Annotated in this window: 21 protein-coding genes, 1 tRNA gene and 1 riboswitch; of the genes, 16 read left to right on the forward strand and 6 right to left on the reverse strand. The window is 73.2% G+C overall.

Annotated elements, in window-relative coordinates:
- Positions 1–23 precede the first annotated feature (23 nt).
- Positions 24–1,040 carry a GTP-binding protein gene (locus GKE82_RS02075; RefSeq protein ID WP_196189027.1) on the forward strand — a complete coding sequence of 339 codons (1,017 nt, stop codon included), beginning with the start codon at positions 24–26 and terminating at the stop codon, positions 1,038–1,040.
- Here the strand turns inward: GKE82_RS02075 and GKE82_RS02080 are convergent.
- Positions 1,001–1,993, reverse strand: a complete 993-nt coding sequence (locus GKE82_RS02080) for a diacylglycerol kinase family protein (protein ID WP_107570977.1) — start codon at positions 1,991–1,993, stop codon at positions 1,001–1,003. The genes GKE82_RS02075 and GKE82_RS02080 overlap by 40 nt on opposite strands.
- A 37-nt stretch (positions 1,994–2,030) precedes the next feature.
- Entirely contained in the window at positions 2,031–2,990 is a 960-nt protein-coding gene (locus GKE82_RS02085) for a glycosyltransferase family 2 protein (RefSeq protein ID WP_196189028.1), read from the reverse strand.
- 49 nt (positions 2,991–3,039) lie between these two features.
- Here GKE82_RS02085 and GKE82_RS02090 point away from each other — a divergent pair, with 49 nt between their 5' ends.
- Complete coding sequence (locus GKE82_RS02090; RefSeq protein WP_154732185.1) at positions 3,040–3,771, forward strand: class I SAM-dependent methyltransferase; 732 nt, start codon at positions 3,040–3,042, stop codon at positions 3,769–3,771.
- A gap of 12 nt (positions 3,772–3,783) precedes the next feature.
- Here GKE82_RS02090 and GKE82_RS02095 read toward each other — a convergent pair whose 3' ends face one another.
- A complete protein-coding gene (locus GKE82_RS02095; protein WP_107570979.1) occupies positions 3,784–4,779 on the reverse strand; it encodes a magnesium transporter CorA family protein in 996 nt (331 codons plus the stop codon).
- A gap of 163 nt (positions 4,780–4,942) precedes the next feature.
- Positions 4,943–5,046: riboswitch (SAM riboswitch) on the forward strand.
- 55 nt (positions 5,047–5,101) lie between these two features.
- Here GKE82_RS02095 and thrC point away from each other — a divergent pair.
- Genes thrC through ligD form a run of 4 tightly spaced genes read left to right on the forward strand, consistent with a single transcriptional unit; the run spans position 5,102 to position 9,786 of the window.
- Positions 5,102–6,340, forward strand: coding sequence for a threonine synthase (gene thrC / locus GKE82_RS02100; protein WP_154732186.1), 1,239 nt, complete (start codon positions 5,102–5,104; stop codon positions 6,338–6,340).
- Positions 6,341–6,619: a ubiquitin-like small modifier protein 1 gene (locus tag GKE82_RS02105; protein ID WP_107570982.1), complete on the forward strand. Its 279-nt coding sequence runs from the start codon at positions 6,341–6,343 to the stop codon at positions 6,617–6,619.
- Between the two features lie 30 nt (positions 6,620–6,649).
- On the forward strand, positions 6,650–7,384 hold the full coding sequence (locus GKE82_RS02110; protein WP_154732187.1) for an acyltransferase: 735 nt from the start codon (positions 6,650–6,652) through the stop codon (positions 7,382–7,384).
- Positions 7,381–9,786 (forward strand): DNA ligase D, encoded by a 2,406-nt coding sequence (gene ligD, locus GKE82_RS02115; protein WP_154732188.1) that lies wholly within the window; start codon positions 7,381–7,383, stop codon positions 9,784–9,786. The genes GKE82_RS02110 and ligD overlap by 4 nt, the downstream gene beginning before the upstream one ends.
- A gap of 8 nt (positions 9,787–9,794) precedes the next feature.
- On the opposite strand, the gene GKE82_RS02120 is transcribed toward ligD, so the two are convergent.
- Entirely contained in the window at positions 9,795–10,109 is a 315-nt protein-coding gene (locus tag GKE82_RS02120) for a hypothetical protein (protein ID WP_107570986.1), read from the reverse strand.
- Positions 10,110–10,174: 65 nt separating this feature from the next.
- Between GKE82_RS02120 and GKE82_RS02125 the strand changes: the two genes are divergently transcribed.
- Positions 10,175–10,387 (forward strand): RNA-binding S4 domain-containing protein, encoded by a 213-nt coding sequence (locus GKE82_RS02125; protein ID WP_154732189.1) that lies wholly within the window; start codon positions 10,175–10,177, stop codon positions 10,385–10,387.
- A 30-nt stretch (positions 10,388–10,417) separates the two neighbouring features.
- Here GKE82_RS02125 and GKE82_RS02130 read toward each other — a convergent pair whose 3' ends face one another.
- Positions 10,418–10,909, reverse strand: a complete 492-nt coding sequence (locus tag GKE82_RS02130; RefSeq protein ID WP_154732190.1) for a group I intron-associated PD-(D/E)XK endonuclease — start codon at positions 10,907–10,909, stop codon at positions 10,418–10,420.
- A gap of 85 nt (positions 10,910–10,994) precedes the next feature.
- Between GKE82_RS02130 and GKE82_RS02135 the strand changes: the two genes are divergently transcribed.
- Positions 10,995–11,068: transfer RNA gene (locus GKE82_RS02135), tRNA-Arg, on the forward strand.
- A gap of 63 nt (positions 11,069–11,131) precedes the next feature.
- On the opposite strand, the gene GKE82_RS02140 is transcribed toward GKE82_RS02135, so the two are convergent.
- Positions 11,132–11,902, reverse strand: a complete 771-nt coding sequence (locus tag GKE82_RS02140) for a methyltransferase domain-containing protein (RefSeq protein ID WP_196189029.1) — start codon at positions 11,900–11,902, stop codon at positions 11,132–11,134.
- Between the two features lie 162 nt (positions 11,903–12,064).
- Here GKE82_RS02140 and mscL point away from each other — a divergent pair, with 162 nt between their 5' ends.
- The 8 genes from mscL (at position 12,065) to carB (ending at position 21,106) form a co-directional block, all read left to right on the forward strand.
- Positions 12,065–12,457, forward strand: a complete 393-nt coding sequence (gene mscL, locus GKE82_RS02145; protein WP_107570990.1) for a large conductance mechanosensitive channel protein MscL — start codon at positions 12,065–12,067, stop codon at positions 12,455–12,457.
- Positions 12,458–12,512: 55 nt separating this feature from the next.
- Entirely contained in the window at positions 12,513–13,472 is a 960-nt protein-coding gene (locus tag GKE82_RS02150; protein WP_309233337.1) for a ribonuclease Z, read from the forward strand.
- Positions 13,469–13,894 carry a PASTA domain-containing protein gene (locus GKE82_RS02155; RefSeq protein ID WP_154732193.1) on the forward strand — a complete coding sequence of 142 codons (426 nt, stop codon included), beginning with the start codon at positions 13,469–13,471 and terminating at the stop codon, positions 13,892–13,894. Before GKE82_RS02150 ends, GKE82_RS02155 begins: the two co-directional genes overlap by 4 nt.
- A gap of 109 nt (positions 13,895–14,003) precedes the next feature.
- Positions 14,004–14,552 (forward strand): bifunctional pyr operon transcriptional regulator/uracil phosphoribosyltransferase PyrR, encoded by a 549-nt coding sequence (gene pyrR, locus GKE82_RS02160; RefSeq protein ID WP_107570993.1) that lies wholly within the window; start codon positions 14,004–14,006, stop codon positions 14,550–14,552.
- A complete protein-coding gene (locus tag GKE82_RS02165) occupies positions 14,549–15,508 on the forward strand; it encodes an aspartate carbamoyltransferase catalytic subunit (RefSeq protein WP_107570994.1) in 960 nt (319 codons plus the stop codon). Before pyrR ends, GKE82_RS02165 begins: the two co-directional genes overlap by 4 nt.
- Positions 15,505–16,848: a dihydroorotase gene (locus GKE82_RS02170; RefSeq protein ID WP_233243938.1), complete on the forward strand. Its 1,344-nt coding sequence runs from the start codon at positions 15,505–15,507 to the stop codon at positions 16,846–16,848. Before GKE82_RS02165 ends, GKE82_RS02170 begins: the two co-directional genes overlap by 4 nt.
- 81 nt (positions 16,849–16,929) lie before the next feature.
- A complete protein-coding gene (carA, locus tag GKE82_RS02175; protein ID WP_309233338.1) occupies positions 16,930–17,988 on the forward strand; it encodes a glutamine-hydrolyzing carbamoyl-phosphate synthase small subunit in 1,059 nt (352 codons plus the stop codon).
- A gap of 4 nt (positions 17,989–17,992) precedes the next feature.
- On the forward strand, positions 17,993–21,106 hold the full coding sequence (carB, locus tag GKE82_RS02180; RefSeq protein ID WP_154732194.1) for a carbamoyl-phosphate synthase large subunit: 3,114 nt from the start codon (positions 17,993–17,995) through the stop codon (positions 21,104–21,106).
- The last annotated feature ends 4 nt before the right edge of the window (positions 21,107–21,110 follow it).

The following is a 21,110-nucleotide window of genomic DNA, read 5'->3' on the forward strand; positions in this document are numbered from 1 at the left end:
CCATGATGAGACGATGTCTCATCATGGGATCCGTCGCGTCGACCCGTCCGCTGCCCGCGCTGCTCCTGACCGGCTTCCTCGGTGCGGGCAAGACGACCGCGCTGAACACCCTCTTGGCGGCCCGGCCCGACCTGCGCGTGGGCGTGATCGAGAACGAGGCCAGCGCCGAGGGCGTCGACGGCGACCTGCTGCAGGGGGCCGCGCGCGTGGTCGAGATCGCGGGCGGCTGCGCCTGCTGCACGGTCCGCGGCGCGCTCTCGTCGGCGCTGGAGCTGCTGGCCGAGCGCATCGACGAGCTCGACCTCGTCGTGGTGGAGGCCTCCGGGATCGCGGATCCCGTGCCGATCGCGCAGGCGTTCCAGGTCGCGGCGGTCCGTGGCGCGATCCGGATCGCCGCGACCGTGTGCGTCGTCGACGTGCCCGCGGTCGCGGCGGCGGACCTGCTGCCCCACGTCTGGGGGCGCCAGCTGCGCTTCGCCGACCAGGTGCTGCTGACCAAGGCCGACGGCGTCTCGGGGCCGCGCGTCGCCGCCGTGCGGCGGCGCGTCCGCGAGCACGCGCCGCACGCCGGGTTCGTCGCGGGCCTGGACGACCCCGCGGTGCTCGCGCCCGGCGCGACCGTCGCGCCGCCGGTCATCGACGCGCCGCCGGCGTCCGAGCCGTCCGCCTCCTCCGCGGCCGGCGAGGGGCACGGGTTCGCCGCGCACGCGCTGCGCGTCGCGACGCCGCCGGACGCCCACCGGCTCGAGATCTGGGTCCGCGAGGCGGTGCGCCGCCCCGGGGTCCTGCGGCTCAAGGGTGTCGTCGCGGTCCGCGGACGGCGCCGTCCCGTGATCGTGCAGGGCACGCCGCAGGGCGTCGCGCTCGAGGAGGCCCGTGGTCCCGTCTCGGCGCGGGGAAGCCGCCTCGTCGTGATCGGGACCGACCTCGACCCGGTGGCGCTGCAGGCAGAGCTCGACGCGTGCGCCGCCGCGCGACCGGACCCCGCTTCGGGAGCGGGTCAGGCGACGACGGTCAGCGCGCCGGGCGTCAGCGCGTAGACGGCCTCGTCCACGACGCCGATGGAGTCTCCGTCGACCTGCAGCGGCAGCGGGCGGTCGTCGGTGCTGCGGATCGTCACCGTCGGCACGGACTGGAAGCTGCTGACCGCCCGGTGACCGGTGATCTGCGCCCGCGGGGAGAAGAGACGGAACATGATCCCCGGCATGACCGTCGGCGTGGTGCGCTGGAGCACGATGCCGCTGAGCGTCCCGGAGTCGAGCCGCTGTCCGGGCACGAGCGCGATCGGGTAGTCCTTGAAGAACGTGAACGGGTCGCTGTTCTGGATGATCGCGGTGACCCCCGGGTGCACGGTCCCGTCCGGCAGCACCGCCTCCAGCCGCGGCGGCCTGACGACGTAGTCCTTCACGAACGTCGTGACGCCCGCGTAGGTGAAGTAGAACGGCCCGAAGCGGCGCTTCATCCGCGGGTGCGCGTCGACGCGCGCGACGACGCTGGCGTCGAGCCCGACGCCGCTGGAGAACGTGAACCAGCGGTCGTTGACCTTCGCCAGGTCGACCTTGCGCGGCGCCCACGTGTCGGCGATCCGCAGCAGGTGCTCGGTCGCGTCGACGATGTCGCCGGGGATGCCGAGCATCTTGCAGTAGACGTTGGTCGCCCCGCCCGGGAGCGTGGTCAGCGGGGTGGAGGAGCCGGCGAGGCCGTTGGCGGCCTCGTTGAGGGTGCCATCCCCGCCGAACGCGACGACGACGTCGTAGCCCTCGGCGGCCGCCTCGCGGCACAGCTCGGTGGCGTGGTCGCGCTTCTGCGTGTCGATCGCGTCGACGTCATAGCGGCCCTGCAGCGCGTAGACGACGAGGTTGCGCAGGCGGTCGCTGACCGTCGTCGCGTACGGGTTGACGATCACCAGCATGCGCTTGCGCTGCACCGGGCGATCGCTGGCGAACGCGTCACCGAGACGTTCGAGCGACTGGAGCTGGAGCGGGGCGGCCACGTCTCGACCTACTCCCGTCGCGCGCCCGCGTTACGGGCTAGAGCAGCGGGGTGCGGGCCCGCACGGACCCGGCGGCGAGGCTCGCCGCGCCGACGGCGTCCGCTGCGACGTTCGCGGCGGCGACCGCCGGCCCGCGCCGGACGCCCCAGGGCCGCACGTACGGCCAGAGGATCCGCACGTACGGGACGGCCGCCAGCAGCGGCCACGGGCGCCGCCGCACGACGGCGGCGACGGTCGCGAGCGCCGCGAGGTCGAACGCGGCACTGCGCCGGCTGAGGAACAGCCGCCGGAAGCAGAGGCCGTCACGCAGCTCGGGGATGCGGGCGACGAGCGCGGGGAAGAACCGCAGCCGCGCCCGCTCGAGCACGAACGAGCGGGCCGTGCCCGGCAGCACGGCGTGGTGCACGAGCGCGTCGGGGGCGAAGGCGACGCGCGCGCCCGCGCGGACCGCGCGCCAGCCGAACCACGCGTCCTCCCCGAGCTCCTTGGCGGTGGCGGTGCCCAGCCAGCTCTCGAAGCCGCCGAGCGCGTCGAACCGCGCCCGGGTCACGAGCAGGTTCGCGGTCTCGTACAGCTGGGTCGGCTGCCCGACGCGCACGGTGCGGTCGAAGGGGCCGACCGGCACGTCGGGCGGCGGGCCGACCGCGCCCTGCACGAGCTCGGCGCCGTCCTCGAGGGCGCGCAGGCCGGCCGCGAGCCAGTCGGGGGTGGGGGCGCAGTCGGCGTCGGTGAACGCGAGGACCTCGCCGCGGGCGTGCGCGGCGCCCCGGTTGCGGGCGGCGGCGGGCCCGACCCCGGTGCTCGCGAGCACCGTGACCGGCAGCGGGTGCGCGGCCGCGAGCGCCGCGGTGGCGTCGGTGGAGCGGTCGTCCACGAGCACGTGCTCGACCGTCCAGCCCTCGGGTGCGCGGACCGCGGCGAGCGCGTCGAGCAGGGCGGGGAGCGTCGCGGCGGCGTTGCGCGCGGGCACGACGACGCTGACGGTCCGAGGGCTCATCGCGCGGGGGACGGTACCCGGCGGCGCGGCGCTCGGTACGGTGGCCGTGATGTCCGACCCCCGCCACATGGCCGAGTTCTGGGACGAGCGCGCCCGCGAGGACGCGCTGTTCTTCGTCGACGACCGCCTGCGCTACGACCCGGCGCGCGCCGAGGGCGACGAGACCTGGTTCTGGGCGGAGGGCGAGCGGCTGCTGGACGAGCTCTTCACGCGCGCGGGCGCCCCGGCGATCGACCCGGGCGCCACGACCCTGGACGTCGGCTGCGGCGTCGGCCGGTTCACGCGCGTCCTGGCGCAGCGCTCGGTGCAGGTCCACGGCGTCGACGTCAGCGCGGAGATGCTCGACCGCGCCCGCCGGCTGCTGGGCTCCCACGCCAACGTGCAGCTGCACCAGGGGGACGGCGTGTCGCTGCCGCTGCCGGACGCCAGCGTCGACGTGGCGATCTCGTTCGTCGTCTTCCAGCACATCCCCGACCCGCGGATCACGCTCGGCTACGTGCGCGAGCTCGGTCGGGTGCTGCGCCCGGGCGGCTGGCTGTGCATCCAGCTGAGCAACGACCCATCGGTGCACCGGTCCGACCGTGCGGACGTGCCGCGTCCGCGGCTGCGCGACCGGCTGCTCGGCCGCGTGCCGAAGGGCACCGACGATCCGGCCTGGCTCGGGTCCGCCGTGACGCTCGAGCAGCTGGACGAGGCGCTGGCGGACGCCGGGCTGCGCAGCGAGCACCGCAGCGGGCAGGGCACGCAGTACCTGCTCGAGCGCGCCGTCAAGGCCGCCTGAGCGACCGGGCGGTCACAGCCAGCCGCGGCGGCGGAACAGGTAGAACATCCCGCCGAGCAGCCCGACCATGAACGCGATCACGATCCAGAACGCGGTGATCGAGTCCTGGCCGGGGACGTGCACGTTCATCCCGAAGATGCTCGCCACGAACGTCAGCGGCAGCATCACGGCGCTGAACGCGGTGAGCACGCGCAGGACGTCGTTGAGCTGGTGGGAGAGCACCGACTCGTTCGTGCTCTCGAGGCCCTCGACGACCTCCTTGAAGTTCTCGAGCATGTCCCAGATCCGCTCCGACGCGTCGTTGATGTCGTCGAAGTAGATGTCGAGGTCGTCGGGGATGTACCGCTTCGTGCGCTCGAGGTCGGCGAGCGCGGAGCGCTGCGGCCGCACGATCTTGCGGAAGTTGATGATCTCCTGCTTGGCGTTGGAGAGGTCGCGCACGATCTCCCCGGAGCGGCCCTCGAAGATGTCCTCCTCGAGCCGCTCGAGCTTGTTGCCGATCTTGCGCAGCATCGGGAACGACGCGTCGACGCAGTCGTCGACGATCTTGTAGAGCAGGTAGCCGGCGCCCTTGCCGAACAGCGACGCGCGGACGTCGTCGCGCTGCTGGGCCTGGGTGAAGAGGTACTCGAGCGGCTGGATCGGCTGGTTGGGCAGCGTGATCACGAAGTCGGGGCCGACGAACACGTCGACCTCGGCGGCGTTCAGACGGCCGACCTGCTTGTCGAAGGCGGGGAAGTGCAGGACGACGAACAGGTAGTCCTCGTACTCGTCGACCTTCGGGCGCTGGTTGCGCGAGAAGACGTCCTCGTAGTCGAGCGGGTGGAAGGCGAAGTGCTCCTCCAGCCACGCCCGGTCGACCTGGCGCGGCTGGACGATGTTCACCCAGCGCAGGCCGTCGTGCTCGACGACCTCGACGTTGGGGGTCTCAGGCTCCGGAGCGTGCGCGACGGCCGAGCCGCGACCGCGAGCCGGCCGCCGCAGGCGGGGCTTGGGCAGGCTGGGCATCGGGACTTCGGGGCTCGTCGGTCATCGGGGGCACCGCCGTCCATCCTACCGCCGTCCCGTCCCGGCCTGAACCCCCGGGCGTGAACGAGCGGTGAAGCGGGCCGCCGGTCCGCGGGGCTTGGTCCCGCCCGCGACGGTGTGTAGACTCCGCGCCACATAGCTGGACACATCCAGAGGGGTGGAGGGACTGGCCCGATGAAACCCCGGCAACCACGAGAGCGGCTCGCGCAGCGCTCGCGAAAGGTGCCAATTCCTGACAGATGTGGCCGGAGCTCCAAGGCACCGCCTCCCGGAACCTCCGCCACCCGACGGAGGTTTTTTGATGGCTGCAGAAGCGCTGAAGTGCCGGGAGTGCAAGACCGAGTACCCGCTGGAGGCCCACTACGTCTGCGAGCGGTGCTTCGGCCCGCTGGAGGTCTCCTACGCCCACAAGCCCGTCACCGACGTGGCGGAGGCCCGCCGCCGCATCCAGGCCGGCCCGCAGAGCGTCTGGCGCTACGCGGACTTCCTGCCGCTCGCCGGCGGCCCGCCGCAGGTCGGCCTGCCGGCCGGCTGCACGCCGCTGATCAAGGCGGACCTGCTCGCCGAGCGGCTCGGGATCAAGGAGGTCTGGGTCAAGAACGACACCGCGAACCCCACGCACTCGTTCAAGGACCGCGTGGTGTCCGTCGCGACCGCCCGGGCCCGCGAGCTCGGCTTCGAGGTGCTCGCCTGCGCCTCGACCGGCAACCTCGCCAACGCCGTCGCCGCCCAGGCCGCCGCGCTCGGGATGGAGTCCTACGTCTTCATCCCGGCGAACCTCGAGGAGCAGAAGATCCTCGCCACGGGCGTGTACGGCACGAACGTCGTCGCCATCCACGGCAACTACGACGACGTCAACCGGCTCTGCACGGAGGTCAGCGGCGAGCGTGAGGGCTGGGCGTTCGTGAACGTCAACATGCGCCCCTACTACGCCGAGGGCTCCAAGACGATCGCCTACGAGATCGCCGAGCAGCTCGGCTGGGAGACCCCGGACCGCATCGTGTCGCCGATCGCGTCCGGCTCGCTCTTCACGAAGATCGCCAAGGGCTTCGAGGAGTGGCTGGAGCTCGGCCTCATCACCGGCTCGCTGCCGAAGATGAACGGCGCCCAGGCCACCGGCTGCTCGCCCGTCGCCCAGGCCTACGAGGCCGGCCACGACGTCTGCCGCCCGGTCAAGCCGGACACGATCGCCAAGTCGCTGGCGATCGGCAACCCGGCCGACGGCCCGTACGCGGTCGAGCTCGCCCGTCGCAGCGACGGGGGCGTCACCGCCGTCACCGACGACGAGATCCGCGCGGGCATCCGGCTGCTGGCCGAGACGACCGGCATCTTCACCGAGACCGCCGGCGGCGTCACCACCGCCACGCTGCAGAAGCTCGCCGAGCAGGGCGAGATCGGCAGCGACGAGCGCGTCGTCATCGTGATCACCGGTGACGGCCTGAAGACCCTCGACGCCGTCCGCGACACGTTCGAGACCCACACCATCGATCCCACGTTCGACGCGTTCGAGGACGCGTTCGCGATTGGAGCCGCGAAGTAGATGAGCATCAAGGTCAAGCTGCCCACCCAGCTGCGTGCCGCCGCCGGCGGCGCCTCCAGCGTCGAGGTCGACGGGGCCACCGTCGGCGAGGTGCTCGCCGCCGTGTACGAGGTGCACCCGGAGCTGAAGGACCGCCTCGCCGACGAGGACGGGTCGCTGCGCCGGTTCGTGAACGTGTACGTCGGCGGCGACGACATCCGCTTCGGCGACGGCCTCGACACGAAGGTCGCCGACGGCGCCGAGGTGCAGGTCCTGCCCGCGGTCGCGGGCGGCTGCTGACCCCCGACTCCCGGTAGCGTCCCGACCCGCATGGTCGGACGCCTCCTGCAGCTCTCGCGCGCCGCGCGCTTCCGCCTCTGGGCGGTGGTGACCGCGGCGCGTCTGCGTCGCCTCGGCGGGCGCCTGGTCCTCGAGGTCGACGAGGTCCCGCGGCTGCTCGGCCTGCCGACGGTCGAGATCGACGGCTACCCGGGCACGCTGACGCTGCGGATCGGCCGCGAGGTGAAGCTCGGGTCCGGGCTCGTGATCGACCTCGCGCACGGCAAGGACGGCACGATCGACCTCGGGGACCGGGTCGTGTTCCAGAACGGCGTGCGGCTGCAGCCCTGGGGCGGTGCGATCCGCCTCGGCGTCGCCGCGCAGATCCGCGACCGCTGCGAGCTGAAGTCCGCCGGCGAGCTCATCCTCGGCGAGCGCGCGATCTGCGGGCGCAACGTCACGCTGCACTGCGAGGAGCGCCTGGAGCTCGGCGCGAAGGTCGGGCTCGCCGAGCGCGTCACGGTGATCGACTCCGACCACGGGTTCGACGGCAGCGACACGTTCTTCATGGACCAGCCGGTGCGCAGCACCCCGGTGCTCGTCGGCGCCAACTCGTTCGTGTCGACCAACGGCGTCGTGCTGCGCGGCAGCGTCATCGGCGAGAACTCCGTCGTCGCCGCGGGCGCCGTCGTCAACGGCGGCACCTATCCGCCGCAGTCGATCCTCGGCGGCATCCCCGCCCGGGTGCTGAAGTCCCTCGCCGACGGGGCGCACGCGGCGACGTGAGCACGCCGCCCGCGGACCGGCTGGGCGGCTACCGCGCCAAGCGCGACGCGGCCGGGACGCCCGAGCCCGGTCTCGGGGAGGACGAGGGCCGGCCGGACGGGGAGGAGGGCCGGCGCTTCGTCCTGCAGGAGCACCACGCCACGCGCCTGCACTGGGACCTGCGGCTCGAGCGCGACGGCGTGCTCGTCTCCTTCGCCGTCCCCAACGGCCTGCCGCCCGACCTCGGCACCAACCACCTGGCCATCCGCACCGAGGACCACCCGCTGGCGTACCTGGACTTCCAGGGCGAGATCCCGCGCGGCAGCTACGGCGCCGGCACGATGACGATCAGCGACCGCGGGACCTACGAGGTCCTGAAGTGGGATCCCGGCAAGATCGAGGTCCACCTGCACGGCGAGCGCCACGACGCGCAGTTCGCGCTGTTCGTCATCGACCGCGACCGCACGCTCGACCCGGAGCGCGACGGGGCGCAGTGGATGGTCCACCGGATGGGCTCCCCGCAGGATCCCGACGCCCAGCCGCTCCCGGACCGCGTGGCGCCGATGCTCGCCCGTCCCGGCACGCTGCCGCGCGGGGACGACTGGCGGTTCGAGATCAAGTGGGACGGCGCGCGCGTGCTCGCCCACAGCCGACCGGGGCAGCTGCGGCTGCGCAGCCGCAACGGCAACGACGTGACCGGCCAGTTCCCGGAGCTCGGGGCGCTGCAGCGGGCGTTGGGGGAGCACCGGGCCGTGCTGGACGGCGAGGTCGTCGCCTTCGACGAGGAAGGACGTCCGAGCTTCGCGGCGCTCCAGCGCCGCCTGAACGTCACCGACGAGGGACGGGTGCGGCGGCTCGTGCGTGAGCAGCCGGTCCGCTACGTCGTCTTCGACCTCCTGTGGCTCGACGGCCACGACCGCTGCGCGCTGCCCTACGAGGAGCGGCGCGCGCGGCTCGCGGCGCTGGAGCTCGAGCGGCGCAGCGGGGGCGTCGTGACCGCGCCGGAGGCGGAGGCGGACGGCGAGGCGCTGCTGGAGGCGGTCCGCGCCCTGGGGCTGGAGGGCGTGATGGCCAAGCGCCGCCGGGCCCCGTACCTGCCCGGTGTCCGCTCCGACGCCTTCACGAAGGTGAAGCTCACGGGCGAGATGACGTTCGAGATCGCCGGCTGGACCGCCGGGGAGGGCGGGCGTCGCGGCCGCCCCGGCGCCCTGCTCCTCGGCCTGCCCGATCCCGACGGGGGCCCGCTGCGCTACGTCGGACGGGTCGGCAGCGGCCTCGACGAGCGGACCCTCGACGAGCTGACGGGCGCGCTCGCACAGCGCGAGGTCGACGCCGATCCGCTGGCGCCCTCCAGCGGCGGGACCGTCGCGCCGCGCGGCTCGCGCTTCACCGGACCGGGCCTGCGCTGCGAGGTCCGCTTCACCGGCTGGACGCCGGACGGGGTGCTGCGCCATCCCGTGTTCGTGCGGCTCGTCGCGCCCGAGGGGGACGGGGCGGGCCCGGCGGCCCCCGGGGCCGGGAAGGGCACGCGCGTCACCGCGGCGGGCCGCGAGCTGCGCGTCACGAACCTCGACAAGCCGCTGTGGCCCGACGGCACCACGAAGGGCGAGCTGATCGGCTACTACGCCCAGATCGCGCCGGTGCTCGTCCCGCACCTCGCCGGGCGGCCGCTGACGATGCGCCGCTGGCCCGACGGCGTGACCGGCCCGACGTTCTTCGAGAAGCGCGCGCCCGGCCACCGTCCGGACTGGGTCGCCGTGGCCGACGTGACGCTCGACGGCGTCGCCGCGACGCAGCTGCTCGTCCAGGAGCCGGCGACGCTCGCCTGGCTCGGCAACCTCGCGGCGATCGAGCTGCACACGCCGCTGCACCGCCTGTCCGCCGCCGACGGGACGGCGGAGATCCTCGCCTTCGACCTCGATCCGGGCGCGCCCGCCACGGCGGTCGAGTGCGCGCGCGTGGCGTTCCTGCTGCGCGGCATGTTCGCCGGACTCGGCCTCGACGCGTTCGTGAAGTCCTCCGGATCGAAGGGCCTGCAGGTCTACGTGCCCCTGAACGCGGGCGCCGTCCCGTACGCGCGCACGAAGGCGTTCGCCCGCACGGTGGCCGAGCTGCTGGCCCGCGAGGAGCCGGGGCTCGTCGTCTCGCGGCAGGTGAAGGCCGAGCGGCGCGGCAGGGTGCTCGTCGACTGGCTGCAGAACGAGCACGGCAAGACGACCGTGTCGGTCTACTCGGTGCGTGCCGCGCACGACCGTCCCACGGTCAGTGCGCCGCTCACCTGGGACGAGCTGCAGGACCTGCTCGACGCGGGCGACCCCGACGCGTTCCTGCTCGGCCCCGACGAGGTGCTCGCCCGTGTCGCGCGGCTCGGCGACGTGTGGGCCGACGTCCTGACCCTCGACCAGGAGCTGCCCGCGGTCTAGCGCCGGCGCTACACGCCGGCGCACAGCGCCTGCAGGGCGAGCAGCGCACGCTCGGGGTCCTCGCGCATGAGCGCGAACGCCTGCGACGCCTGGTCGACGTCCTCGATCGAGACGTCCCGCCGCTCGACGCAGAAGCGGGCGATCCAGCGGACCGCGGCGCGCTCGTAGCGCTCGGGCTCGCGGTCGCGCAGCAGCACGCAGACGTGCAGCGCGTCGTCCAGCGACACGTTCGGCAGCTCGGCCGCCGCGGTGCGCACGAGCGTGAGGTTGCCACTCTGCAGGGCGCGGCGGAAGCGGGCGTAGGCGGAACCGTTGGACGTCATGGAGCGAACGTATGTTCGCACTCTCGTCAAGGGGTCTGCGCGCGCCGGCGTGCCATGCTGCGGGCATGCGCGAGATCCCCCTGCGTGACGGCATGATCCGGCTCGGCCAGCTGTTGAAGCTCGCCGATCTCGTCGACAGCGGCGGCGAGGTCCGCTGGTTCCTCGACGAGGCGGAGATCACCGTCAACGGGGAGCCCGAGAGCCGCCGGGGCCGCCAGCTGGTCCCGGGGGACCTCGTCGTGGTGAACGGCGAGGAGCTGCGGCTCGTCGCGACCTGACGCGGGCTCGACGCGCTCGGGGCTGAGCGCTCACCGGGTCGCTTCGTGGGCTGCATGCGCCCTCCGGGGACTCGCGTCATCCGAAGCCGTCGGGCTGACCGATGGCGACACCAGTGCGGCGGCCCATGCCTCGAGCGAGTAGTCCCGGGCGTAGCGCACCCGCCGCGCCTGCCCGTTGCGCGTGGCTTCGAGCCGCAGTCGCACCTCGAACCCCTGTGCCTCGTCCACGGGCACGACGAACTGCGCGCGCAGCTCCGGAACGTGGATCGCCAGCACGTCGACCAGGCCGACGTAGCTCTGGCGGCCGGCTCCGTGGTCGGTGCTGCGACAGTTGGCGAGGACGCAGCGGTCGCGCAGGCGGCCGCACTTCACCTGGACGCGCACGAGCTGTCCCCCTGGCGTCTCCACCATCAGGTCGCACGCTCCGAACTGGCTCCAGGGCAGCCAGACGGCGAGGCCGGCGGCGGTTAGCGCGGACAGCACCGCGGCTTCTGCGGCGTCTCCTCGCTGGCGGGTGTTCATCGGACGACGATCCCGCACCGACCGGACGGAACATACGTTCGTCTCGGGGTTCGCGGCAAGGATCCGCTATTGTCGCCGTCGCTCTGCGCCCGTAGCTCAGCTGGATAGAGCGCCGCCCTCCGGAGGCGGAGGCCGTAGGTTCGAATCCTACCGGGCGCGCCTCGTCGAAACCCCGCCTCGGTGCGGGGTTTCGCCGTTCCGGGAGGAGGCCGGACCGCCGGGCTAGGCGGCGGGCTTGCGGAACCGCAGGCGGGCGACGTGGTCGCCCTTGCCGGCGCCGCGCAGCGGCCGGTGGGTGACGGGCTTGCCGTCGCCGATCGGCTCGAGGCCGACGGTCGCCGCGTAGCCGCGGAGCGTCGCGAGGTTGCCCAGCCACCACGTGTAGCGCGAGCCGGGCACGATCGGCCGGTACTCGGCGACCGCGCGGCGGGGGTGGCGACGCGTGAGCGGCACCGAGTACGCCTCGATCATCAGCAGCTCGCCGCCGGGGGCGAGCACGTCGACCATCCGCTCCAGCGCGCCGACGGGGTCGCGCAGGTGCTGCAGGATCGTCCCGCACAGCACGAGGTCCACCGGGCCGTCGGTCCACGCCTGCTCGAGCTCGTAGACCGTGCCGAGCACGCGCTGCACCGACGAGCCGAGCGCCTCGTGCGCGAGCAGGAAGCCGGTGCCCCACTGCAGGCCGGACGCCTCCGTGTCGGCGAGGTTCAGCGCCCGCGTGTTCGGCGGCCAGTCCGCCTGCGTGCCGTCCGGCAGGTCGAGCGTGTGCACCGACGCGGCTCCCCGCCGCTCGAGCTCGAACGCCCAGAAGCCGTCGAAGGTGCCGACGTCCAGGCAGCGCAGGCCCGCCGTCGAGGCGGGCAGCGCCTCGGGCGCGAACGGGCGCAGGTCGCAGAAGCCGGGCGTGACGAGGTCGGGCGCGAGCTCGAGCGTGTGGTACCAGGCCGGATGGGCGAGGACGCGCTCGCGGACGTCGGGGGAAGGGGACGGCACGCGGGGCAGGGTACCTGTCACCCGTCGGCGAGCAGCCCGCGAGCGGCGCGCCCGCACCGCCACGGCGCGGCCACGATTCCGCCACACGGTCCACCGGGACGGCGGATAGGGTCGCGCCACCCCAACCACAGACCGTTCCCCACAGCACACCGGAGGTGCACCATGGTCAAGGGTTTCAAGGAGTTCCTGATGCGCGGCAACGTCATCGACCTCGCCGTCGCGGTCATCATCGGGGCCGCGTTCGGCGCCGTCGTCAAGGCGTTCGCCGACGACTTCATCGGTGGCCTGATCGGCGTCATCGGCGGCACCCCGAACTTCGACACCGCGGGGATCGAGATCGGTGACGGCAAGATCATCATCGGCACCACGATCACGGCGCTGATCAACTTCGTGATCGTCGCCGCCGTCATCTACTTCGTCATCGTCCTGCCGATGAAGACGCTCGCCGAGCGCGGCAAGAAGGCCGACAGCGACTCGCCGGCCCCCACCGACGAGACCGTCCTGCTCACGGAGATCCGCGACCTGCTCAAGGCCCAGCAGGAGCGCGGCCTGTAGGCGACGCACCCCGGGCGGGTCCACCGCCGCCGCGGCGTCGCTACGCTCGCTGGCGGTGGACCTCTCCCTGCACTTCGCCGGCACGGCCGGCTCCGTCCCGACCGCGCGGCGCGGCCTGCCCGCGACGCTGCTGCGCGCCGGCGGCGACCGCATCCTGTTCGACTGCGGCGAGGGCACCCAGCGGCAGCTGATCCGCTCGGTCGGGCTCGTCGAGCTCGACGCGATCTTCCTCACCCACCACCACATCGACCACTGGCTGGGCCTGCCCGGCCTGTTCAAGTCGTTCGACCTGCGCGACCGCGACCGCGAGCTGCTCCTCTACGGCCCGCCCGGGACCGCGGCGCTGCTGCAGTCCGTGCGTCCCACCTACGGGCGCCTCGGCTACCCGCTGACGATCACCGACCTCGAGGCGGGCGACGTCCTGGAGTGGGACGGCTACGAGATCGAGGCGTTCAACGTCCAGCACCGCGGGCGCGCGTTCGGCTACGCGATCGTCGAGGAGGACCGCCCCGGCCGGTTCGACGCCGAGCGCGCGGTCGCCCTGGGCGTGCGGCCCGGGCCCGACTTCGGGCGGCTGCAGGCGGGGGAGACCGTGGACGGCGTCACGCCCGACCAGGTGATCGGCGAGGACCGTCGCGGCCGGCGGATCGTGCTCAGCGGCGACACGCGGCCGTGCGACGCGGTCCGGGCGCACGCCGCCGGCGCCGACCTGCTCGTGCACGAGTCGACGTTCCTGCACGAGGACCTCGCGCGCGCGGGCGAGACCGGCCACACCACCGCCCGGCAGGCCGCCGAGCTGGCGGCCGAGGCGGACGTCGGCCTGCTCGCGCTCACGCACGTCTCACAGCGCTACCACCCGCGCGCGCTGCGCGAGGAGGCGCGCGCGGTGTTCGCGCGCACCGAGCTTCCGCGCGACCACGACCACGTCGTCGTCCCGTTCCCCGAGAAGGGGCCGCCCGAGCTCGTCCGCGCGGCGCGCCCCGAGCCCGCCACGCCCCAGGAGACCGCCGCATGACCGAGCCGACCCGCGTGCAGCCGCCCCCGGAGCGGCGCTTCTCGACGCTCGGGCTCGTGCTCACCGGCGCGGCGGGGTTCCTCGTCGGGATCCTGCTCGTCGCCGCGCTGGGCGGGGCGAAGGGCCGGTCGACCGAGACGGTCACGGTCGCGCGCACGACGACCGTCACGCGGACGGTGCCCGGGCCGGTGACCAACGGCGGCACGGTGATCGTCACGACCGCGGTCCCCGACGTCGTCGGTCAGCCGCTGGACGTCGCCCGCCAGCGGCTCGAGCGCTCCGGCTTCGACACCGACGTCGAGGGCGGCGGGCTGTTCGGCGTCATCGAGGAGTCCAACTGGCAGGTCGTCGCGCAGTCGCCGCAGCCGGGCGGCCAGCTCGAGCAGGGCTCGACCGTCCAGGTCGCGATCGAACGTCGCTGAAACCCGCACGGTGCGGCCGCGGCGCCTGCGCCGGCGGGCGGTCCGCCTGGACCGCTGGTAGGGTCCGGGGCGTCCTTTAACCCGGTCCCGTGAGGCCAGGAAGGAGCTCATGCCGCACCCGCAGAAGGTCGTCCTCGACGGCGATGCCATGCGCCGCACGCTCGTGCGGATCGCCCACGAGATCGTCGAGAAGCACGGCGAGCCCGACCGGCTCGCGATCGTCGGGATCCACCGTCGGGGCGCCGTCCTCGCCGCCCGGCTGCAGCGCCTCCTCGCCGACCTGCTCGACGCCGACGTCCCGCTCGGCGAGCTCGACATCAGCTTCTACCGCGACGACGTCGCCACGCGCGACGGCGGCCCCGTCATCCTCGCGTCGAAGATCGACTTCCCGATGGAGGGCCGCAGCGTCGTCATCGTCGACGACGTCCTCTTCACCGGGCGCACGGTCCGCGCCGCGATCGAGGCGCTGTTCGACTACGGGCGCCCCGCGCGCGTGCAGCTCGCGGTCCTCGCCGACCGCGGCCACCGCGAGCTGCCGATCCGCCCCGACTACGTCGGGAAGAACCTGCCGACCGCGCGCAGCGAGCGCGTGAACGTCGCCGTCGAGGAGCTCGACGGCCACGACGGCGTCACGATCACCACGGAGGACCCCTCATGAAGCACCTCCTGTCGATCCACGACCTCGACCGGGCCGCGATCGAGCGCATCTGCGACCGCGCCGCCTCGTTCGCCGAGGTCGGCGACCGCGAGATCAAGAAGGTCCCGGCGCTGCGCGGCCGGACCGTCCTGAACCTCTTCTACGAGGCGTCGACGCGGACGCGCAGCTCGTTCGAGCTCGCCGCCAAGCGCCTCTCCGCCGACGTGGTGAACTTCGCGGCGAGCGGCTCGAGCGTCGAGAAGGGCGAGTCGCTGAAGGACACGGTGCTGACGCTCTCCTCGCACAAGCCGGACGCGATCGTCATCCGCACCCCGTGGGCGGGCAGCGCCGACCTCGTCAGCGGCTGGACCGACGCGTCGATCGTCAACGCCGGCGACGGCAAGCGCGAGCACCCGACCCAGGCGCTGCTGGACGTCTACACGCTGCGCCGCCGGCTCGGCAGCCTCGACGGGCGCCGCATCTGGATCGTCGGCGACGTCCTGCACAGCCGCGTCGCCCGCTCGAACATCCTCGCGTTCGCGAAGATGGGCGCGCAGGTCACCGTCTGCGGACCGCCGACGCTGCTGCCGCGCGACATCGAGGACGCGCTCCCGTGCGCGGTCTCCTACACGCTCGCGGGGATCGAGGAGGCGGACGTCATCTACGCGCTGCGGATGCAGAACGAGCGGATGCACGACAGCTACGTGCCGTCGCTGCGCGAGTACGCCGCCCAGTACCAGATCAACGCGCGGCGCCTGGACCCGCAGCAGATCGTCATGCACCCCGGCCCGGTCAACCGCGGCGTCGAGCTCAGCGGCGAGGTCGTCGACTCCCCGCAGGCCGTGATCACCATGCAGGTGGAGGCCGGGGTCGTCGTGCGGATGGCGGTCCTCTACGAGGTGCTCGCGGGCTCGCGCGCGCCGCAGCCGCCGGAGGTCGCGCCCGTGCCGTCCACCCAGCAGGGAGTCGCCTCGTGAGCACCGCCCAGCCACTCGTCCACCGCGCCGGCCCGGCCGCCACGCTCGTCGTCCGCGGCGCGCACGTCCTCGATCCGCGCACCGGCATCGACGCGCCGATGGACGTCCTCGTGCGCGACGGGGTGATCGCGGAGATCGCGCAGCCCGGCCTCGCGGTCGTCCCCGATGGCGCCGAGGAGATCGACGGCACCGGCCGCCACCTGTTCCCGGCGTTCGTCGACCCGCACGTGCACCTGCGCACCCCCGGGCAGGAGCACAAGGAGGACCTCGACACCGGCACCCGCTCCGGTGCCGCGGGCGGCTACTGCGCGCTCGTCTGCATGCCGAACACCACGCCGGTCCTCGACAGCGCGCCGCTGCTGCGGTCGCTGCGCGAGGAGGCGGCGCGGCACGCGCGGATCCCGGTCGGCGTGATGCCCGCGATCACGCGGAACATGGAGGGCCACGAGCTCACCGACATGGCCGAGCTGCGCGAAGAGGGCGCGGTCGGGTTCACCGACGACGGCCGGCCGGTCGTCAGCGCCGGGATGCTCCGCAAGGCGCTGCGGTACCAGAAGCTCTGCGGTGGCGTGATCGCGCTGCACGAGGAGGACCCGACCCTGAGCGCGGGCGGCTCGATGCGCGAGGGCGCGGTCAGCGCGCTGCTCGGCGTCGGCGGCATCCCGTCGATCTCGGAGTCGACGATGGTCGCGCGCGACTGCGCGATCGCCGGCTACGAGGGCGCGCGCGTGCACATGCAGCACCTCAGCTCGATCGACTCGGTCCGCGCGATCCGCGACGCGAAGGCCCGCGGCGTGCAGGTCACGTGCGAGGCGTCGCCGCACCACCTCTGCCTCACCGACGAGAGCATCCGCGAGTCGCTGGACACCGCCAAGAAGATGAACCCGCCGCTGGGGACCGAGGAGGACCGCCAGGCGCTGATCGCCGGACTGCTCGACGGCACGGTGGACTGCATCGCCACCGACCACGCGCCGCACGCCCGGGACGAGAAGGAGGTCCCGTTCGAGCAGGCGCCGATGGGCACGACCGGCCTGGAGACCGCGTTCGCCTCGGTCTACACCGACCTCGTGCTGCCCGGGGTGCTGCCACTCGCGCTCGTCGTCGAGAAGCTCACCAGCGGCCTCGCGCTGCTGGACCTGCTCACCCCGCGCGTGGAGGTCGGCGCTCCCGCCAACCTCACGCTGCTCGACCTCGCGCAGGAGTGGACCGTGGGAGAGCACGGCTACCACTCCCGCTCGGCCAACAACTGCTTCGCCGGACGCCGCCTGCACGGTCGCGTCCTGCTGACCGTCGCCGCCGGCGCGGTCGTCCACCGGACCCCGGAGACCACCAGCTCGTGACCGCCACCGCCACCGCCTACGTCCTGCTCGCCGACGGCACCCGCTTCGACGGGATCGCCTGCGGCGCCGACACCCCACGCCGTGGGTGAGGTCGTCTTCACCACCGGCATGTCCGGCTACCAGGAGTCGGTGACCGACCCGTCGTTCGCCGGCCAGCTCATCACGTTCACCTACCCGCACATCGGCAACTACGGCGTGTGCGAGGCGGCGATGGAGAGCGACCGCATCCACGCGCGCGCGGTCATCATGCGCGCCGCCACGAACACCGAGGACGCGCCGACCGCCGAGCGCGGCTGGCTGGACTGGCTCGTCGACTGCGGCGTCCCGGCGATCACCGACGTGGACACGCGCGCGCTCGTGCGGCACATCCGCGAGGCGGGGTCGATGCCGGGCGGCGTCTTCCCGGCGTCGATGAGCGAGGACGAGGCGCGCCAGCGGATCGCCGCGGAGCCGCCGATGACCGGCCGCGACCTCGCCCGCGAGGTGACCCCCGCGGAGGCGACCGTGCACGGCGGCGCGCCGCATCCCTCGGGCCTCGTGCGCGTCCACGCGATCGACACCGGCATCAAGGGCTCGATCGTCCGCCACCTCGTCCAGCGTGGCGCGCAGGTCACGCTGCACCCCTGCACGGTCAGCGCCGAGGAGCTGCTGGCCACCGACGCCGACGCGTTCTTCCTCGCCAACGGTCCCGGCGACCCGGCGGCGCTCGACCACGTCGTCGAGACCGTCCGCGGGCTGATCGGCCGCAAGCCGGTCTGGGGCATCTGCCTCGGGCACCAGCTGCTGTGCCGCGCGGTCGGCCTCGAGACGACGAAGCTGCCGTTCGGGCACCGGGGCGGCAACCACCCGGTGAAGGACCTCCGCACGCAGCGCATCGAGATCACCTCCCAGAACCACGGCTTCGCGGTCACCGCCCCCGCGGGCGGCGTGCGGATCGAGGTCGACGAGCCGGTGCGCTGGGAGACCGACTTCGGGGCCGCGGCCCTGACCCACGTCAACCTCTACGACCGCACCGTCGAGGGCCTCGAGCTGCTCGACGTCGAGAGCGCCACCGTCCAGTACCACCCCGAGGCCGGTCCGGGGCCCAACGACGCGCTCTACCAGTTCGACCGGTTCCTCGACGCCGTCCGGGAGGCGTAGCCCGATGCCCCGCCGCAACGACCTGAAGCGCATCATGATCCTGGGCTCCGGCCCGATCGTCATCGGCCAGGCGGCCGAGTTCGACTACTCCGGCGTGCAGGCCTGCAAGGTCCTGCGCGAGGAGGGCTACGAGGTCGTCCTCGTGAACTCCAACCCGGCGACGATCATGACCGACCCGGAGTTCGCCGACGCCACGTACGTCGAGCCGCTGCTGCCGGGCCCGGTCGCCCGCATCATCGAGAAGGAGAAGCCCGACGCGCTGCTTCCGACGCTCGGCGGCCAGACCGCGCTGAACCTCGCGAAGGCCCTGTACGAGGACGGGACGCTCGACCGGCTCGGGGTCGAGCTGATCGGCGCGAACTACGACGCGATCTGCTGCGCGGAGGACCGCGACCTCTTCCGGGCCGCGATGGAGCAGGCCGGCCTGAAGATGCCGGAGTCCGAGATCGCCACGACGATCGAGGAGGCCCTGACCTTCCAGGAGCGGATCGGCCTGCCCGCGATCATCCGCCCGGCGTTCACGCTCGGCGGCCGCGGCGGCGGCATCGCCCGGACGCCGGAGGAGTTCCGTGCGATCGTCGAGCGCGGCCTCGACGCGTCCCCGATCACGCAGGTGCTGATCGACCGGTCGGTCCTGGGCTGGGGCGAGTACGAGCTCGAGGTCATGCGCGACAACCGCGACAACGTCGTGATCGTGTGCTCGATCGAGAACGTCGACCCGATGGGCGTCCACACCGGCGACTCGGTGACCGTCGCCCCGCAGCAGACGCTGACCGACGCGCTCTACCAGCAGCTGCGCGACCAGGCGATCCAGGTGATCCGGGCGGTCGGCGTCGAGACCGGCGGCTCCAACGTGCAGTTCGCGGTCAACCCGGAGACCGAGGAGATCCTCATCGTCGAGATGAACCCGCGCGTGTCGCGGTCCTCGGCGCTGGCCTCGAAGGCGACCGGCTTCCCGATCGCGAAGATCGCGGCGCGGCTCGCCGTCGGCTACGCGCTCGACGAGATCGACAACGACATCACGATGTCGACCCCGGCGAGCTTCGAGCCGACGATCGACTACGTCGTCGTGAAGTGGCCGCGGTTCGCGTTCGAGAAGTTCACGGGCGCCAACGCCGAGCTGTCCACGCACATGAAGAGCGTGGGGGAGGCGATGGCGATCGGCCGGACCTTCGGCCAGGCGTTCGCGAAGGCGATGCGCTCGCGCGAGCTCGACGCGATCCCGCACCTGGCGGAGCGCTCAACCGAGGAGCTCGTCGCGTCGCTGGAGCGCCCGTCCTCGGAGCGCTACGACGTGCTGATGGAGGCGCTGCGCCGCGGCACGTCGACCGCGGAGATCCACGCGGTGACGAAGATCGACCCGTGGTTCCTCGCCGAGCTCGAGCAGCTCGCGCACGAGCCCGACGCGGCGTTCGCCGGCGTGCGGACGTTCAAGTCGGTGGACACCTGCGCCGCGGAGTTCCCGGCCAGCACGCCGTACTTCTACTCCGGCTGGGAGCGGCCGACCGCCGACGGCGCGCCGCGCCACGAGGTGGACCGCGGCACGAACCGCAGCGTCGTGATCCTCGGCGCGGGCCCCAACCGGATCGGGCAGGGCATCGAGTTCGACTACTGCTGCGTGCACGCGGCGATGACCGTGCGGGCCTCCGGGCGGGACGCGGTGATGATCAACTGCAACCCGGAGACGGTCTCCACCGACTACGACACCTCCGACCGCCTCTACTTCGAGCCGCTGACGCTCGAGGACGTGCTCGGCGTGCTGGAGCTCGAGCAGCCCGAGGGGGTCATCGTGCAGTTCGGCGGGCAGACGCCGCTGAAGCTCGCGGCCGGGCTGATGGAGGCCGGGGTCCAGATCCTCGGCACGAGCGTCGACGCGATCGACCTTGCCGAGGACCGCGGTCGCTTCGGCGCGCTGCTGACCGAGCTGGGCTACGAGGCGCCGCCGTACGCGACCGCGCACTCGGTCGCCGAGGCGCTCGAGGCGGCCGAGCAGGTCGGCTTCCCGCTGCTGGTGCGCCCGAGCTACGTGCTCGGCGGCCGCGCGATGGAGATCGTCTACTCGGTCGAGGGCCTGCGCGACTACCTCGCCCGGCACGCCCCGCCGGAGGGCGTGGAGCGCGGCGAGATCTTCCTCGACCGGTTCCTCGAGAACGCGATCGAGGTCGACGTCGACGCGCTGTGCGACGGCACCGACGTGTGGGTCGGCGGGATCATGCAGCACGTCGAGGAGGCCGGGATCCACTCCGGCGACTCGGCCTGCGTGCTGCCGCCGCACTCGCTGGGCGGCGAGATGCTCCAGCAGCTGCGCGAGCAGGCGCGCGGGATCGCGCTCGGGCTCGGTGTCGTCGGCCTGCTGAACGTGCAGTTCGCGGTGCACGGCGGGCGCCTGTACGTGATCGAGGCCAACCCGCGCGCGTCGCGGACGGTGCCGTTCGTGTCGAAGGCGATCGGCGTGCCGCTGGCGAAGATGGCCTGCCGGCTGATGCTCGGCGAGTCGCTCGCCGACCTGCAGCTGCCGGCCGACGACCGCGTCTTCGACCACGTCAGCGTCAAGGAGGCGGTCCTGCCGTTCGACCGCTTCGACGGCTCGGACGCGCTCCTGGGTCCGGAGATGCGCTCGACCGGCGAGGTCATGGGCATCGCCCGCGACTTCCCGGCGGCGTTCGCCAAGGCGCAGGCGGCGGCGGGCGCGTCGCTGCCGAGCGAGGGCACGGTGTTCATCACGGTCGCCGACACCGACAAGCCGGCCGCGGTCGCCATCGCCCAGACGCTGCACGACCAGGGCTTCAAGATCATCGCGACGACCGGGACGGCGGCGGCGATCGCCCGCATGGGCATCCCGGCGGAGGCGATCAACAAGATCGGCGAGGGGTCCCCGCACGTGGTCGACTGGATCGAGCGCGGTGACGTGCAGCTCGTCGTCAACACCCCGACCGGCTCGGGGGCGCGCACCGACGGCTACGAGATCCGCAGCGCGGCGATCGCCCGCGGGATCCCGTGCCTGACGACGCTCTCGGGTGGCCTGGCGGCGGCGCGCGCGATCGCGGCCGCCCGCACGGGGGAGCCCGAGCCGCTGTCGCTGCAGGAGATCCACGACCGCGACGGCGCGACCGCGTAGGCCG

This window comes from Conexibacter sp. W3-3-2 (assembly GCF_009707605.1).
Classification (GTDB): Bacteria; Actinomycetota; Thermoleophilia; order Solirubrobacterales; family Solirubrobacteraceae; genus Paraconexibacter; species Paraconexibacter algicola.

Bases quoted from the DNA above. Each gene is read 5' to 3' on its own strand.
- GKE82_RS02075 (WP_196189027.1), top strand. From the start codon at position 24: ATGGGATCCGTCGCGTCGACCCGTCCGCTGCCCGCGCTGCTCCTGACC.
- GKE82_RS02085 (WP_196189028.1), bottom strand. From the start codon at position 2,990: ATGAGCCCTCGGACCGTCAGCGTCGTCGTGCCCGCGCGCAACGCCGCC.
- GKE82_RS02090 (WP_154732185.1), top strand. From the start codon at position 3,040: ATGTCCGACCCCCGCCACATGGCCGAGTTCTGGGACGAGCGCGCCCGC.
- GKE82_RS02095 (WP_107570979.1), bottom strand. From the start codon at position 4,779: ATGCCCAGCCTGCCCAAGCCCCGCCTGCGGCGGCCGGCTCGCGGTCGC.
- thrC (WP_154732186.1), top strand. From the start codon at position 5,102: ATGGCTGCAGAAGCGCTGAAGTGCCGGGAGTGCAAGACCGAGTACCCG.
- GKE82_RS02105 (WP_107570982.1), top strand. From the start codon at position 6,341: ATGAGCATCAAGGTCAAGCTGCCCACCCAGCTGCGTGCCGCCGCCGGC.
- GKE82_RS02110 (WP_154732187.1), top strand. From the start codon at position 6,650: ATGGTCGGACGCCTCCTGCAGCTCTCGCGCGCCGCGCGCTTCCGCCTC.
- GKE82_RS02120 (WP_107570986.1), bottom strand. From the start codon at position 10,109: ATGACGTCCAACGGTTCCGCCTACGCCCGCTTCCGCCGCGCCCTGCAG.
- GKE82_RS02125 (WP_154732189.1), top strand. From the start codon at position 10,175: ATGCGCGAGATCCCCCTGCGTGACGGCATGATCCGGCTCGGCCAGCTG.
- GKE82_RS02130 (WP_154732190.1), bottom strand. From the start codon at position 10,909: ATGAACACCCGCCAGCGAGGAGACGCCGCAGAAGCCGCGGTGCTGTCC.
- mscL (WP_107570990.1), top strand. From the start codon at position 12,065: ATGGTCAAGGGTTTCAAGGAGTTCCTGATGCGCGGCAACGTCATCGAC.
- GKE82_RS02155 (WP_154732193.1), top strand. From the start codon at position 13,469: ATGACCGAGCCGACCCGCGTGCAGCCGCCCCCGGAGCGGCGCTTCTCG.
- pyrR (WP_107570993.1), top strand. From the start codon at position 14,004: ATGCCGCACCCGCAGAAGGTCGTCCTCGACGGCGATGCCATGCGCCGC.
- GKE82_RS02165 (WP_107570994.1), top strand. From the start codon at position 14,549: ATGAAGCACCTCCTGTCGATCCACGACCTCGACCGGGCCGCGATCGAG.
- carB (WP_154732194.1), top strand. From the start codon at position 17,993: ATGCCCCGCCGCAACGACCTGAAGCGCATCATGATCCTGGGCTCCGGC.